General features: G+C 47.6%; 14 protein-coding genes and 2 pseudogenes. 15 read left to right on the top strand and 1 reads right to left on the bottom strand.

The window, feature by feature from the left end:
• The first annotated feature begins 74 nt into the window (after positions 1-74).
• From K0036_RS15435 to K0036_RS15380, 12 genes and pseudogenes are all read left to right on the top strand, one after another.
• Positions 75-863 carry an SDR family NAD(P)-dependent oxidoreductase gene (locus K0036_RS15435; RefSeq protein ID WP_025642268.1) on the top strand — a complete coding sequence of 263 codons (789 nt, stop codon included), beginning with the start codon at positions 75-77 and terminating at the stop codon, positions 861-863.
• Entirely contained in the window at positions 853-1,557 is a 705-nt protein-coding gene (locus K0036_RS15430) for a nuclear transport factor 2 family protein (protein ID WP_252998667.1), read from the top strand. The genes K0036_RS15435 and K0036_RS15430 overlap by 11 nt, the downstream gene beginning before the upstream one ends.
• A gap of 16 nt (positions 1,558-1,573) precedes the next feature.
• Positions 1,574-2,245, top strand: coding sequence for a nuclear transport factor 2 family protein (locus K0036_RS15425; protein ID WP_025642271.1), 672 nt, complete (start codon positions 1,574-1,576; stop codon positions 2,243-2,245).
• Between the two features lie 19 nt (positions 2,246-2,264).
• Positions 2,265-3,251 carry a sugar ABC transporter substrate-binding protein gene (locus tag K0036_RS15420; protein ID WP_025642272.1) on the top strand — a complete coding sequence of 329 codons (987 nt, stop codon included), beginning with the start codon at positions 2,265-2,267 and terminating at the stop codon, positions 3,249-3,251.
• 39 nt (positions 3,252-3,290) lie between these two features.
• Positions 3,291-4,786 (top strand): annotated as a pseudogene (locus K0036_RS19690) (sugar ABC transporter ATP-binding protein).
• Positions 4,787-4,804: 18 nt separating this feature from the next.
• Positions 4,805-5,779, top strand: coding sequence for an ABC transporter permease (locus K0036_RS15410; RefSeq protein ID WP_025642275.1), 975 nt, complete (start codon positions 4,805-4,807; stop codon positions 5,777-5,779).
• Positions 5,776-6,483, top strand: a complete 708-nt coding sequence (locus tag K0036_RS15405) for an MBL fold metallo-hydrolase (RefSeq protein WP_025642276.1) — start codon at positions 5,776-5,778, stop codon at positions 6,481-6,483. Before K0036_RS15410 ends, K0036_RS15405 begins: the two co-directional genes overlap by 4 nt.
• Positions 6,484-6,649: 166 nt before the next feature.
• Positions 6,650-8,137, top strand: coding sequence for an FGGY-family carbohydrate kinase (locus K0036_RS15400; protein ID WP_220430130.1), 1,488 nt, complete (start codon positions 6,650-6,652; stop codon positions 8,135-8,137).
• A gap of 2 nt (positions 8,138-8,139) precedes the next feature.
• Positions 8,140-9,243 carry an L-ascorbate 6-phosphate lactonase gene (gene ulaG / locus K0036_RS15395; protein WP_220430129.1) on the top strand — a complete coding sequence of 368 codons (1,104 nt, stop codon included), beginning with the start codon at positions 8,140-8,142 and terminating at the stop codon, positions 9,241-9,243.
• A gap of 11 nt (positions 9,244-9,254) precedes the next feature.
• Positions 9,255-10,310 (top strand): hypothetical protein, encoded by a 1,056-nt coding sequence (locus K0036_RS15390; protein WP_310593061.1) that lies wholly within the window; start codon positions 9,255-9,257, stop codon positions 10,308-10,310.
• A 12-nt stretch (positions 10,311-10,322) separates the two neighbouring features.
• On the top strand, positions 10,323-11,228 hold the full coding sequence (locus K0036_RS15385; protein ID WP_220430128.1) for an L-ribulose-5-phosphate 3-epimerase: 906 nt from the start codon (positions 10,323-10,325) through the stop codon (positions 11,226-11,228).
• The gene (locus tag K0036_RS15380; protein ID WP_271262786.1) at positions 11,197-11,886 is read left to right on the top strand and encodes an L-ribulose-5-phosphate 4-epimerase; all 690 of its coding nucleotides are present in this window, start codon (positions 11,197-11,199) and stop codon (positions 11,884-11,886) included. The genes K0036_RS15385 and K0036_RS15380 overlap by 32 nt, the downstream gene beginning before the upstream one ends.
• A gap of 331 nt (positions 11,887-12,217) precedes the next feature.
• On the opposite strand, the pseudogene K0036_RS15375 reads toward K0036_RS15380, so the two are convergent.
• Positions 12,218-12,500 (bottom strand): annotated as a pseudogene (locus K0036_RS15375) (sugar transporter); the annotation flags it as partial.
• Between the two features lie 294 nt (positions 12,501-12,794).
• On the opposite strand from K0036_RS15375, the gene K0036_RS15370 reads away from it, so the two are divergent.
• The 3 genes from K0036_RS15370 to K0036_RS15360 are packed head-to-tail and all read left to right on the top strand — an operon-like array spanning position 12,795 to position 15,462.
• Complete coding sequence (locus K0036_RS15370; RefSeq protein ID WP_025642283.1) at positions 12,795-13,550, top strand: ATP-binding cassette domain-containing protein; 756 nt, start codon at positions 12,795-12,797, stop codon at positions 13,548-13,550.
• A gap of 17 nt (positions 13,551-13,567) precedes the next feature.
• Positions 13,568-14,515 carry an ABC transporter permease gene (locus K0036_RS15365; protein ID WP_220430127.1) on the top strand — a complete coding sequence of 316 codons (948 nt, stop codon included), beginning with the start codon at positions 13,568-13,570 and terminating at the stop codon, positions 14,513-14,515.
• Between the two features lie 2 nt (positions 14,516-14,517).
• A complete protein-coding gene (locus K0036_RS15360) occupies positions 14,518-15,462 on the top strand; it encodes a carbohydrate kinase family protein (RefSeq protein ID WP_220430126.1) in 945 nt (314 codons plus the stop codon).
• The last annotated feature ends 30 nt before the right edge of the window (positions 15,463-15,492 follow it).

Below are 15,492 nucleotides of genomic sequence, written 5' to 3'. Positions count from 1 at the left end.
AGACGGTTTAAAATTGGCAGTAAGAAAAAGTGCTATCATTAAGGTAACAAAAAATAAGACAGGAGGATTTGGAAATGGCACAGAATTATCAGGAACCTAAGATTATTTTTGGCGGGTGGACAGCACCGGAAGGAACGGGAATTATCGTCACAGGAGCAGCCAGCGGGATTGGAGCGGCGACTGCAATCCTTGCGGCAAAAGGCGGATATAAGGTAGCGGCTTGGGACATGTTTGCGGAAGGTATACAGGAGACGATTGAAAGAGCGGAGGAAGCCGGAAAAAATATTAAGCCAATTCAGGCGGACCTTTCTTCTGATGAAGCAGTGGATCAAGCGATGAAAGAGACTCTGGAATTCTGCAAGCCGCAGTATCTTGCAAATGTCGCAGGCCCCAAGATGCTGAATAGTCATTGGAATTATGAGGAAGTTACAGCGATCGCGGTTGGCATGATTCACAGGCTCTGCCTCGCATTCGAAGCGACTGATCCAGATGACGGTGCAGCGATCTGTAATGTTGCGGCAGTAGCAGGCGTATTTGAATCAGGCGGCGGAGATCCGTGGTATGCGACGGCAAAAGCAGGCATCTGCGGATACACCAAGCATCAGGCAGTCGAACTTAACATGAATTCTCGGGGCAAATATCGTATGAACTGCGTGTGTCCGGGAGGACCGATCCATACGCCGCGTAATCACAGTGCAGTAGAAGGCGAATTCATGCAGCATCTGGTTAGCATCAATCCGATGGGAAGACCAGGAAGGCCGGAAGAGGAAGCAGCAGTGATCATGTTCTTGCTTTCCCCTGCATCCAGTTATGTGAATGGACAGATTATTGCCGTAGACGGGGGATTGACGCTTGCAAGATAGTGAGACGAAGGGAGAGATTACTGTGGTTACCGAGAATCGGAAAAGGGATTTAATAAAAAATATTGAGAAATTAGAGGCTTATCAGGAGATTCAGAATGAGATGGGAAGAACAGTTGCCGCATTTAATTTCAGGCAGGCCGATAGGGTGCTGTCACATTTCGCGCTGAATCAGGCGGATGTATCGCTGGAATATGCAGATGAAGGCGTATTTGAGGGGAAAGAGGCTGTGGAGACAATCGTAAATGAAGTCGTAGGCGCACCGCAGAAGCCGGGCGAGATGCTGGATATCCAGCTGACAACGCCAATGATCGAGGTCGCCGGCGATCTTAAGACGGCAAAGGCAGTATGGTGGTGCCCGGGCGGCGGAGCGATCGCCAATGAAGATAGCGATCCGGATGCAATCTGGGCCTGGGGCATGATCGGCGCTGATTTCATTTGCGAGGATGGCGAATGGAAAATCTGGCATTTCCATTACTTCCGATATATTAAGTGTCTGTATAAAAAAGGCTGGGTAGAGGACACAAGCATGATTCATCGCTTGAACACTCCGGTCCACCCAATGGCAAAACCGACAACCTATCATAATCCATACTCCCCATTGTCAGTCAGAGAAGCAATTCCTGCATGCCCAAGGCCATATGAAGTACATGAAGGAAATAGCAGCTGGATGCTGGAGAAAGATAAGACAAAATAAGAACGGAGGAAGGATTATGTTTAGCGATAGAACAGAAATCGATACGCTGGCAGATGAGGAATTTGCGAAATTAGAACAGCGTGTAGAAAAACTTCTCTCTGTATGGGAGATTAAGAATTTAAGAGGCCAGGCAGCGACCTTCCACGATGACCAGCATATAGGGGAAAAGAGACGGGAACTGCACGCCTTAAAACATCCAAGCTTCGATGTAGAGGGCGAGATGGCATTTCGGGCCAAAGCAGTCGTAGACAGCCTGGAAGGAAACTCTTTGATTCATCCGCTGACAACGCCGATTATCGAAGTGAATGATGAATGTACAAAGGCAAGGGCAGTATGGTGGTCCCTTGGAGTGGAAGGACTGTCTAAATTCCGCGAGAAGCCAATGGCGATTATCAGCCTTGGAATGGTGCCGGGGACACACGTAAAAGAAGAAGGGGAATGGAAGATCCTTTCCGGGGCATGGCAGAGAACCACGAAAAACGAATATCACAAAGGCTGGGTTCACAGCATGGAGCCGACAAATACAAGGCCTCCGCTTACACCGGAGCAGGATCGGAATTTTCTGGGGAAATATGCTTATCAGAAGGGAGAGGTAAGAAAGGCGTCGCCGGAGCCGCCTGGGAAAGATACATGGAAAAGATTTCCAGAAGAAACGTCCACGGAATGGATTTATACTAATTTAAAGTAACAAATGAGAGGAGAAAATTATGAGAAAAAAACTATTAGCAGTAGTATTGGTAGCAGCGATGGCAGTGTCAATGGCCGCATGTGGAAAGGATAGTTCTGGCTCCCAGGAGGGCGGCTCGAAAGACACGGCAAAATCAGAAGGAGGCCAGAAAGTAGGATGGTCTCTTATGAGTACCTCAGATGCTGTTATTGCTCAGGCAATTTCTGACGCAAGAGATAAGGCAGATGAACTTGGAATGGAACTATTAGTCTCTGATGCGGAGAATGACGCGACGAAACAGTTAAATGCGGTGGAGAACTTTATTGAATCCGGCTGTGACTGTATTGTGATTCAGGCGATTGATGCCACGTCCATGTCCAAGGAGGCGCAAAAAGCCAGGGATAAAGGGATAAAGGTAATTGCTTACGGCATCGGCCTTGACAACTGCGATGTATGGTATAAAAACGATAATACGGTAACCGGTACTGCGATCGGAAAGATGGCAGCAGACTGGATTAATGAGAATCTTGACGGAAAGGCAGATGTGTGCATCATTGGCTATTCTCTGATGGAAGTGCTGGTAGAGAGGGCTGATGCTATTGAAGCAGCAATTAAGAAGGAATGTCCAGACGCAGAGATAGTGGCCGAGTTTGATGCCATTGATTCCTCTACCGGCATGTCAAGCACAGAGTCGATGCTTGCTGCCCACCCGAATGTCAATGTGATCTGCTCCATTTCCGATGGCCCTGGAGTAGGCGCATATGAGGCGGTCAAATCGGCCGGACTTGACACAGATAAATTCGGCATATTCGGGAGCGACCTATCCACAGTCGCACTTGGGTATATTTCAGCAGGAACCTGCTATAGAGGAACGACCGATACGGATAATATGATCTGTGGTTCCAAAACAGTAGAGATGGCATATGACCTGATTACAGGAGAAAAGGTGGATGAGGTCGTAACAATGGGAGTATCACCTGTAACAATTGAAAATGTCTCAGATTATAAGGATTTTATGAACAAATAGGCAGGATAGAGACGGTGAAAGAGAAGCAGGAGGAAGATTATGCCCGAAAGTGTTTTAGTCATTCATAATGTTACCAAAACCTATCCTGGAGTGATTGCGCTGAATGATGTCTCCATGGAATTTGAGGCTGGAGAAGTACATGCGCTTGTAGGGGAAAACGGCGCAGGCAAGTCGACGATTATAAAATGTATTTCAGGCGCAGTGCGGCCAGACTCAGGCTCCATCAGATTCGAAGGGCAGGAACTGACCGCCATGGGCCCTGACGGGCTTAGGAAGATGGGAATCGAAGTGGTATACCAGGAGTTGAATCTGGCACCCCAGCTCGCTGTATACGAAAATATTTTTCTGGGGAATCTGGAGACAAAAGGCCCGGGGAAGAGACTTGTAGATCCGGGGAAGATGATTGCGGAGACGAAACGAATATTCGAACAGTTGGGAATAGACATTGACCCGGAGGAGAAAACGGGAAATCTGAGCGTGGCCTATATGCAGTTTGTAGAAATCGCAAAGGCTATTTCAAAAGATGCGAAAGTATTGATCATGGATGAGCCAACAGCGACGCTTGCCAATTCAGATGTACAGATATTGTTTCAAACCATACGGAAGCTGAAGGCCAGAGGAGTGACCATTATCTACGTATCTCATCGGATGGAAGAAATATTTGAAATTACGGATCGCTGTACAGTCATGCGGGATGGCCATTATATTACAACCGTGGTTACGAAAGATGTAAAAAGAAAAGATCTGATTAATTATATGGTAGGACGGGAGATGTCGGAAACCTACCCTGAACGAGATACAAAGCCGGGGGAAGAGACGCTGAGAGTAGAGCATTTGACCGGTAACGGAGTACAAGACATATCCTTCAGCCTGCATAGGGGGGGGAGATACTTGGAATGGCCGGCCTTGTAGGCGCGGGGCGGACAGAGACGGCCATGATGATATTCGGAGCAGCAAGGGTAGAGAGCGGAAAAATATTTGTACATGGAAGAGAAGTACATATTCCAAGCCCCAGAGCAGCCGTAAATCACGGAATCGGACTGATTCCAGAGGATCGAAAACTCCATGGACTGATTCTGGGAAAGAGTATCGTGGAAAATATAACCTTCCCTTCCCTGAAAAGATTTGCAAAGAAAATGGTTATAGATAGAAGGAGAGAGAAAAAGGCAGCCCGGGAACAGGTAGACATACTCAGGATTAAAACGCCGGGGCTTGCCCAGACTGTGAAGAACTTAAGCGGAGGCAACCAGCAGAAAGTAGTGCTTGCAAAATGGCTGGTGCGAAAAAGCGATATTCTCATATTTGATGAGCCTACCAGAGGAGTGGACGTGGGCGCCAAGCAGGAGATTTACCGGATTATGAACCAGCTTGTGGAAGACGGGAAATCCATTATCATGATTTCATCGGAAATGGAAGAACTTCTGGGTATGTCGGATCGGCTCATCGTTCTCTCGGAACATCGGATGGCAGGGGAACTGGGAAAAGAGGAAATGACCCAGAACAGAGTGCTGGATATGGCATCCGGTGATAAATAATAAGATACGGAGGTTATTATGAAGAAACTTTTAAAGATGCAGACTTTAAGTATATATATTGCGCTGCTGGCAATCATAGCCCTTTTTTCGATTCTCAGTCCCACCTTTCTGTCAGTCTCCAATGCATTGACGATTCTGCGCCAGATATCATCCCTGGGCATAATGGCTATGGGAATGATGTTCGTCATGCTGTTGGGAAATGTGGACCTTTCTGTAGGGACATCGGTATCCTTGATTGGAATCTGCATGGCCTACTTCATGGTAAACATGCATCTTAGCATCGGCGTTACAGTGCTTCTCGGCATAGCCATTGGCCTTGTGATTGGCTTTTTAAATGGGTTCGTTGTTACATACTGCAAGATTCCGAGCATTATAGCAACGCTTGGAACCTCATGGGTGTTTAAAGGATTAAGCTACACCATCTGCAACGCCCAGCCCATATATGGATTTCCGGAAGGATTCGCAAAACTGGGACAGGGTTCAGCGGGCCCTATTCCCATCCCGGTAATCTTGTTCATCATCTGTGTCCTGATCACTTCTTTTGTAATGAACAGGACGGTATACGGAAGGACCTTATATGCGGTAGGCTCTAACAAAGAGGCGTCCAGGCTTTCCGGAACCAATGTGAACTTTATGAATCTGTCAGCTTACGTTATCTGTGCGGCGTTCGCGACCCTTGCAGGAATCATCCTGCTGTCCAGGGTGAATTCCGGCCAGGCCTCTACCGGCATTGGCCAGGAGATGGATGTGCTGACTTCGGTCGTGCTGGGCGGCATCTGCTTTACCGGCGGCGATGGCAAGGTGTCAGGCTCGATTGCCGGCGTGCTGCTGATTGGCGTACTGGCAAACGGACTGGTCATGATCGGGGCAGGAGAATATGTACAGCTGATGATCAAAGGCTTAATCCTTCTTTTTGCGCTCAGCATTGATTCGATCAAACAATTTATTGAATCCAGAAGAAAAACAGTTACAATAGAGGGACAGGATAAATGAGGATAACAGAACATGTATATCAGGTCAGCGGAATTATTTACGGCATGAATTCTAACGTCTATGCAATCGATACAGAAAGCGGCGTGATTCTGATTGATGCCGGATATGCTGATAAACAGTATGGATCCATGATGGATGTAATGAAGCAGTATCGGTTAGAATCCAAAGTAACAGCCGTTTTTCTGACGCATGCGCATTTGGATCATGCGGGTAATGCTTATCGCTTTGAAGATAAAGGGGCGGAAATTTATATTGGACATAAGGACAAAGATGCGCTGTGCCAGGGCGGGCCTGCTGTTTTAGAAAAGCAGTTTGGGACAAGATTCCATACATGCCAGCATGCGGCAGGGGTAAAAGATGGAGACTTTTTCGACTTTGGAGACGTGACGCTTAAGGTAATTGACATTCCCGGACATACAGCCGGAGCAGTGGCATATTTGGCAGAGGCTGACGGGAAAGTGATCTTGTTCATTGGAGATATGTTTTCGTTACAAGGAGCTACGCCACAGGATGAAATAATAATTGATCCGGGGTGGGATGGAGGTCCGGATTTTGATGCAAAAAAGAATGTAGATTCTTTTGAACTGCTGAAGACTTTGAATCCTCAGATCATTGCGCCGGGCCATAGCAGCATATATATTGGCGATGGCCAGGGTGTGTTAAAAAAGGCGGCAAATACAGCAAAAGAAAGATATAGGGATTAAAAAGAAGGAGAAGGAAAATGGGATATATTCCAGCAATGGGGTATGTCCCATTTTTTCGCGGGAATCTCGCGGCGATTTTTAAGAAGCACATATGTGCATATTTGAGAAGAAAGTTTGCTCGCCAGTGTGTAATGCTATATTGAATATAGAAAGAGAGGTGAAGACGGTGAATATTCTTGTCATTGATGTCGGGACATCCAGCATGAGAGGGATTCTCTTTCGGGCAGATGGGAAAAAATTAAAACAGCACCAGGTGGCTTATCGTCCGTCATACAATACAAAAGGCGAACTGGAACAATCTGCGGATGAATTTGTAAATGTGCTGGCCACAATCGTCAAGTCCATCCAGGCAGAAACAGGGCAAGAGATGGAGACGATAGACGCGATTGCAATAACGGCGCAGAGGTCTTCCGTCGTTCCATTGGATAAGAATGGAGAGCCATTGATGCCGGTAATGATGTGGCAGGATGCCAGGCATCAGGAATTGTGCCAAAGCCTGGAAGCATATAACGATCAGATTGCAAATATCAGCGGCGCGAAAGTGAATACGGTATTTTCGGGCGGGAAGATGGCGTGGATCCGCAGGGAGAGGCCCCAGATTTATTGCAGGACGGCAAAACTGGTAAATATTCCGGAGTATCTGATCTATCGGATGACTGGAAATTATATAACGGATTATACCTATGGCAGCAGATCCAATCTTATGAATCTGAAAACCTGTAGTTGGGATAAGGAACTGCTTGGGATATTTGGAGTAAAGGAAGAACATCTCTGTGAATTGAGAGAGCCGGGCAGCATGTGCGGATCCATATCCAGAGAGTTTGCGGCGCAAACCGGCGTAAGGCAGGGAATTCCCGTGATCACATCCGGCGGAGACCAGCAATGCGCGGCGATTGGCCAGGGGGCGTTCAAAGAAGGCGTGCTGTCTATTGTGGCAGGAACCGGAGCATTTCTTGTGGCTACCTGTGACCATATTCCCGAGCAGATGGAACATCAGCTGATCTGTAACTGTTCGGCGGTTCCAGGCAAATATATTGTGGAAGCCAGCGTGCTCGCCTGCTGCTCCGCATTTGACTGGTTCTTAAGAAACTTCTACGACTGGGAGGATGGGGAAATAGATTATGCCCGCATTAACCGTGAACTAAAAGAGGCATACGGCAATCCGTCGTCTTGCCTGAGCCTTCCCTTCTTCCAGGGCAGGAGTACTCCCATGTGGAACCCCAAGGCGGCGGCTGCCGTAACCGGAATCACATTAGGAACCACGCGGCCGGAGGTGTTAAAAAGCATATTAGAAGGAATCTTTTTTGAGATAAAAAATAATATCCGGCTGCTTGGGCAATATACAGACATTACGCAGGCATATATCAGCGGAGGGCTGACAAATAGCCGCGTGATCAATCAGATACAGGCGGATATCTATGGAATCTTGCTGCAGCGTATGAAAGATACCGAGGCCACCGCACGCGGGGCGCTGATGGCGGCATTATACAAAATGGGCGTGTATGAAAGCATGGAACAGGCATTTTGTAAGATTTGCAGCCAGGACAATAGGGAGCAGTATACGCCGGATAAGGCAAAATACATAGACTATATGGATAAGCAGCAGAGAATGAATCTTCTATATGAAAAAATATATGAATCAGAGGAGGTATGAAAATGAGCAAGATAAGCGAAATGACAAGAGAAAGCTGGATTAAGAGTACATTCCCGGAATGGGGAACCTGGCTGGTAGAAGACATTGAAAATGAGATGGTACCGCCTGGAAATGTTGCCATGTGGTGGCTTGGATGTACCGGAATCTGGTTTAAGACACCGGAAAACACGAATGTCACAGTGGATCTGTGGTGCGGCAATGGGAAAAGAACCCATGGAGACGGCAAGATGAAGGTGGGGCATCAGATGGCAAATATGTGCGGAGGGCGCGAGGTGCAGCCCAACCTTCGCAATGTCCCGTTTGTTATTGATCCATTTGCGTTCAAACAGGTCGATGCAGTGCTTGCGACCCATTATCATCAGGACCACATGTCGGCGGAATGGGCAGCACACGTCATCCAGAGCGGGATGATGACTACGGATGAAAATGGCAAGGAGATTCCAGTTCCGTTTATCGGGCCAAAGAAATCTGTGGAAACATGGATGAAGTGGGGCGTTCCCGAAGAACGCTGTGTTGTTGTGAAGCCGGGAGATGTTATCAAGGTGAAAGAGATTGAGATTGTGGCGCTGGATAGTTTTGACCGTACCTGCATTGTTACGACAGACTCTACCGGCGAGGACAGGGAAGAACTGGCCGGAATCTGCCCCACAGATATGGATGATAAAGCGGTGAATTATCTGCTGAAGACTCCAGGAGGAAATATTTATCATTCTGGAGATTCCCATTTTTCGATTTACTTTGCAAAACATGGAAAAGACTATGACATAGACGTGGCTTTTGGCTCTTTCGGAGAAAATCCAATTGGGATGCAGGACAAGATGACGTCTACGGATATTCTCCGCATGGCCGAGAATCTTCACTGCGATGTGGTCGTTCCCATTCATTGGGATGTATGGACGAATTTCCAGGCAGACTGCGAAGAGATCAAGCTGCTCTATGATTTTAAGAAAGACCGCAATGCTTATAAATTCCATCCGTTTTTCTGGCAGGTGGGCGGCAAATATACCTACCCGGCGGACAAAGATAAAATCTACTATCATCACAGGAGAGGGTTTGAGGATTGCTTCGAGGCGCCCCAGAATATTCCCTACCGGTCCTGTCTGTAGGGGGAGGTAAAATGTTGAAAGTTGAGAAAAAAGTAATTGGCAATCTTGAAAAGTGCTATGCTATGGCGGTGCTGAAGTATCAGGGGAAAGATCATTTTCTGGTTGCAGCTGAAAAGGCGAACCAGTGCCGGATGTACAGCCTTGGCGGAGAGTTGGAGGAGGTTGTATGGAATGAGCCCGGCGGCGTCATGACCATGGTCCAGGTGCCGGAAACAGACGGGCAATTCCTTGCGACGCATAAGTTTTATTCTCCGAATGACTCCAAAGAGGCAAGGATTATTATTGCAGAGCCGAAGGGGAAAAATGACTGGAAGGTCCGCACGCTGGTAAATCTTCCGTTTGTCCATAGATTTGACATTATTCAAAAGAATGGCGTTAGCTACCTCTTGGCCTGTACGTTAAAGTCGGACCACGAATATAAGGATGACTTTAGAAGCCCGGGGAAGGTATACGCAGCAGTGCTTCCTGCGGATCTGAGCGGATTGGATGAGGAACATCCGCTTAAGATGAAAGTTATTAAAGATGGGATGACAAGAAATCATGGATACTGCCGCTGCAGCAAAGATGGAAGAGATGGCTCAGTGATCTCCTGCGAGGAAGGCGTCTTCTGGTTCGAAGCGCCGGATGCGCCCCGGGGAGAGTGGAAGATTGAGCAGTTATGCGATGAGGCTGCAAGCGAGGCAATGCTGATAGATCTGGATGGCGACGGTGAAGAAGAACTATTTACAATGCTGCCATTCCATGGAGATACCATTCGTATCTATAAAAAATGCGGGAATGCCTATGCTGCCGTGTATGAATATCCGGAGAAACTGGAGTTCCTTCATGCCATCTCCGGCGGCAATATCAGCGGGGAGCCTACGGTAGTCGTCGGGCATCGAAAAGGCGAGAGACGGCTGCTTGCATTCCGTTCAGACAAGAAAGGCGGCTACACAGCCGAATGCCTGGATGAACATACGGGTGCCGCGAATCTGCTTCATTATACAGATGGCAGCAAGGAGATGCTTCTTGCCACAAACAGGGAAATAGATGAAATCGCCATGTATACGCTGCAAGAGAAAGAATAAGGGAGGATTCCGATGAAACCTTACACAATAGGATTGTACGAGAAGGCTATGCCATCCACCCTTACGTGGAAAGAAAAGTTTGAGGCAGCAAAGGAAGCGGGATATGACTATGTTGAATTGAGCATCGATGAGACAGAAGAGAAGATAGCGAGAATTAATATGACGAAAGAAGAGCGCCTGGAATTGGTGGAGTGCATGTATGAAGCAGGACTTCCGTTTCGTTCTATGTGCGTAAGCGCCCTCACAAAATATTCTCTGGGGAGCAGCGATTTACAGTACTCGGCCAGAGGGCTGCTGATTGCGGAAAAAGCGATTGAACTGGCGGATGACCTGGGAATTCGTATTGTCATGATTCCGGGCTACGATGTTTATTATGAGACATCCACGGCCAAGACACAGCAAAGATACATCCGCAATCTGAAGAAAGTCGCGGATATAGCGGCAAGTTATGGTGTCATTATCGGGCTGGAGACCATGGAGAATTGTTTTATGAATACCGTCTGGAAAGCCATGTATTATGTCCGGCAGATTGACTCCCTGTATTTGAATATATATCCGGATGTGGGAAATATGAAGAACGCGGCGGTCGCCGACGGGCACAGCGAGGTTCAGGACTTGCTGTCAGGAAAGGGGCATATTGCCGCGGTTCATTTGAAAGAGACGATGCCGGGAGTATTCAGGGAAATCCCTTACGGGGAAGGTCATGTGAATTTCCGGGAAATGATCGAAGCAGCCTGGTCGATCGGAATCCGAAAATTCGTGACAGAATTCTGGTACAAGGGAAGCGAACACTGGAGGGAAGATCTGGCCAATGCCAATCAGACAATGAGGGCCATTCTGGATGATGTATCCGGCGCATTTGAATATGGTAAGGGAGGAAGAACAGATGCTGGAACAGTTAAAAGAGCAAGTATATGAAGCTAACATGATGCTTCCAAAGTACGGGCTTGTAACATTTACATGGGGCAATGTCAGCGCGATTGACCGCGAGGGCGGCCTGGTAGTCATTAAGCCAAGCGGAATTGATTATGACAAGTTAAGGCCGGAAGATATGGCAGTTGTAGATCTGGAAGGCAATCAGATAGAGGGAGGATATCATCCGTCGTCCGATACGCCGACGCATGTAGAATTATACAAGGCGTTCCCGGCTATCGGCGGCATCGTGCATACGCATTCTCCCTGGGCCACCAGCTGGGCGCAGGCAGGGCGCGGGATTCCATGTTATGGAACCACGCATGCGGATTACATATACGGCGAGGTGCCATGCGTCCGAAACCTTACATCGGAAGAGATTGATGCGGGCTATGAGAAAAATACAGGGATATTGATAGCAGATTGCTTTAGAAGCAAGGATTATGAGGCGATACCCGGCGTACTTTGCAAGAATCATGGGCCATTTACCTGGGGCAAAGATGCTGATGAAGCAGTACATAATGCTGTCGTATTAGAAGAAGTCGCGAAAATGGCCTGCCGGTGCGAGCTGATTAATCCAGAAGTTAAGACGGCTCCGCAGATCCTGCAGGACAAGCATTATTATAGGAAGCATGGTGCAAATGCGTACTATGGACAAAAATAAAATCGCAAACTCAATCGGATGAAAAAGCACCGGACGCGCGTCCAGTGCTTTTTTTGCAAAACCTTAAGGATTCAAGAAAGGAACTTTTTAACCGGCATAGAAGGCGTCTATCCGGCAATCCAAATGAATCATTTGAATGTAGCAGCTGCCGGATATTGCCGGTTATTTATCATATACCCTCTTTCTGTAATGAAAGGAGAAAGAGTCAACTAAACAGGAAGTTCTAAATAGATATCTTTTCCTTCTTTGATTGAAATAACAACTTTTCCATTTTTGATCGTGGTGACCGCACCCCCAATATTAATATCTGCGGCTACCGCTTCTTCGACTGGCTCTGATGCAGGTTCTTCTTCCTCAACTACTTCTTTGAAGCCCCCTACGTTATCTGCAGTCAATGGACATAAAGAATCGCTTGTCTTTGTCAGAGTTGCCCCTAAGACTTGTCCGATTGTCAGGCAGCCATCCAAAGATAGCAGTCCTGAATCCACTAACTCGTCAAAAATAGCAGGATCCTCCAGATTGGAAGCCTGTATCGTAATGCCCTCTTCTGCCCGGCAGCATAATACAGCCGGGTCATTTGCATGTTCTTTTGCAGTTTCTGCTGTAATAGACATTATTTCTTACCTCCTGATTATTTGTATGACTTTAGTATAGTCAAGTCCCAGGGAAATTTCCAATTGCTTTTTGTGATATCTGGCATGGATTTATAGAGCGTTTTTATGCGATATAAAAATAGGGTAAGAATCGTCTGTTTTTTGGTAGTTGCTCAGGAAGTTAATTATAGATAACATTTATAAAGTTATTGAAACAATCAATTTTACTTATAGATATGCCAGTGCTAACATGATTATGTATTAAAAATATCTATTATTAAAGTTTATTTCATATATTAATGGAGAGAAATTACAATGAATATGGAATTGGTTAGCGAAGCCCCCTTTCTTGAAACGGAAGATATCCACAAGAGTTTTAATCATGTCCAGGCGCTAAAGGGAGTATCAATGAAGGCCTATGGAGGAGAGGTTCTGGCGATTGTAGGGGATAATGGAGCGGGAAAATCTACGCTGATAAAGATCCTGTCCGGAGTACTGAAGCCGGACTGCGGCATCATCAGGCTGGAAGGGAAGGAATACGAAAGGCTCACTCCAAGAAAGGCGTCCGAGTCCGGGATTTCTACCGTTTATCAGGATCTGGCTCTTGGCAATACGATGGATGTGGCCGCAAACCTGTTTCTTGGAAATGAGAGGACCAGGGGCGGGTTCCTACAGAAGAAGGTTATGAATGAAGAGGCGAAGAGACTGCTTGAGGATCTGGATATCCATATCCCGGACGTGACGGTTCCGGTAGGCAATCTAAGCGGCGGGCAGCGCCAGGGCGTGGCGGTTGCGAGGCTGGTTCATCGGGGCGGGAAGATCCTGATCTTCGACGAGCCTACGGCGGCAATGGGACTGAATGAATCGAACGCAGTGCTAAGGCTGATTAAGAAGCTTGCTGCCCAGGGGTATGCGGTGATTATCATCAGCCATAACCTTCCCCAGGTATTCCACATATCAGACCGGATATGCGTGATGCGCCAGGGGAAAGTCATTGGAGAATTAAGGACAGAAGATACGACGATGGATGAAGTGGTGGCTATGATCACAGGAGCATCCACGGCATCGTAGCGGGGGGAACAAGCATCGTGAAGAAGAATCTGAAAAACTATTCATATACAGTCATACTAGTGATCGTGCTGGCCGTGCTGGTTGCCGTGCTGGCGGCAGCGTCGCCCTACTTCTTTTCATGGAAAAACTGTCGGAATATATTGAACCAGTCGGCCATATATCTGGTGCTGTCTGTCGGAATGACACTGGTTATCTGCGCAGGGCAGATTGATCTGTCTGTGGGCGCGGTCATTGGATTTTCCGGGATGAGCATGGGAATGCTGATCAAGGCCGGCCTCCCGGCCTCGGCGGCAATACCGCTGGGGCTTGCGATTGCCGCATTTATCGGATTGGTGAATGGATGGATCGTGGCCTATGGGAGGATTAACTCCTTTATAGTGACCTTAAGTACGATGACCATAATAAGAGGCATTATATTGGTATTGACAAATTCAAAGTCAGTCTTTGGATTCGGGCCTGAATTCGGATTTATCGGAAGCGGAAAGATCGGCCCGGTGAACATGCCCATCCTCATATCCATCATGATAGCGGTCATCGGAGCAATCCTATTACATAAGACCAGATTCGGCAACTACTGCCTGTTTATCGGTTCCAATGAGATTGCGCTGAACCGTTCCGGCGTGAATGTAAGGAAGTACAAGGTCATGGTATTTACCTTCTGCGGCCTGTGTGCCGGGATTGCGGGTATGATCGTGACAGCGAGGCTAAATTCGGCGGAGCCGCTGGCAGGACAGGGGTATGAGATGGACGCCATCGCCGCTACGATTCTTGGCGGGACCAGCATGCAGGGAGGAAAAGGCAGCATTATAGGCACGGTCATCGCCTGCTTCATATTGAATATTATGAAGAACGGCCTGACCTTGCTGTCCATATCCACGCATTACCAGGAAATCCTGACGGGCCTGATTCTGCTGATATCGGTTCTCATATCGGAAAGTAATCAAAGAAGGAAAAGCGAGGTATAGTTATGGGAAAGAAATTGTTGTCTCTGGGGGCAATCGCCATGGATATCGTAATCAACAGCCATGATCTTCCGAAGGACGATGGATTTGCCCTGATCAATCATGAGCAGATGCTCCCGGGCGGGAGCGCTTCCAATGTATCCGTGTCAGCGGCGTACTTTGGCATGGAGTCTTATCAGACAGGCAAGATTGGCGATGATAATATCGGCGATGAATTTTTAAGGACGCTGAGAGAAGATGGCGTGGACGCTGAACTTGTAGCAGTGAAAAAGGGTGGGACAACCCTTCACACTTACATATTGACTGCGCCGGGGGGCAGACACTGTATCTTTGCGAATACCGGGGATACGGTCTGCACGTTGATACCGGAAGAACTGCCGGAAGAGATTATGGACTCCATGGACATTTTCTATAATGACATGTTTTCGCCAAAGGCAGCGCTCTGGCTGGCAAAGAAGGCTGTGGAACAGGGAAAGCCGGTTCTCTACAACATGCAGTGCGTTCCCTCGTTTATGGAAATGTGCGGAACATCCAGGGAAGAGATCGAAGAAATGATGGGGCTGTGCACGGTATTTGTAAGCGGCAGGGACGGGTATTATGAACTTACCGGCGAGCAGGACTACCTTAAGGCCATGAAGATGGTATGGGAAAAGTATCAGGTAAAAGAAGGCGTGATCTGCACGGCTGGCGATGAAGGAGCCGTATGGTATGACGGAAAGGAATACAGGGTTCCGGCGTATAAGATTGACCCGGTGGATACGACAGGAGCCGGAGACTGCTTCCTTGGCGGCCTGCTGTATGCATATTTTCAGGAGGGTATGGAGAAGAAGGAAGCGCTTGAATTTGCAAATGCATCCGCAGCGATCAAATGTATGCAGGAGGGGCCCAGAAGCCGTGCGGATGTGGCAGCTGTGCTGGAGTTTAAGGAGTCTGGCAGCAGTACTCTTTAACTATATACTTATAAACAACATGACGAGGAG

Origin of the sequence: [Clostridium] scindens (genome assembly GCF_019597925.1) — a bacterium.
GTDB lineage: Bacteria > Bacillota > Clostridia > Lachnospirales > Lachnospiraceae > Clostridium_AP.
Note: the sequence above shows the minus strand (reverse complement) of the source record. Positions and strands in the feature narration are given on the sequence as shown.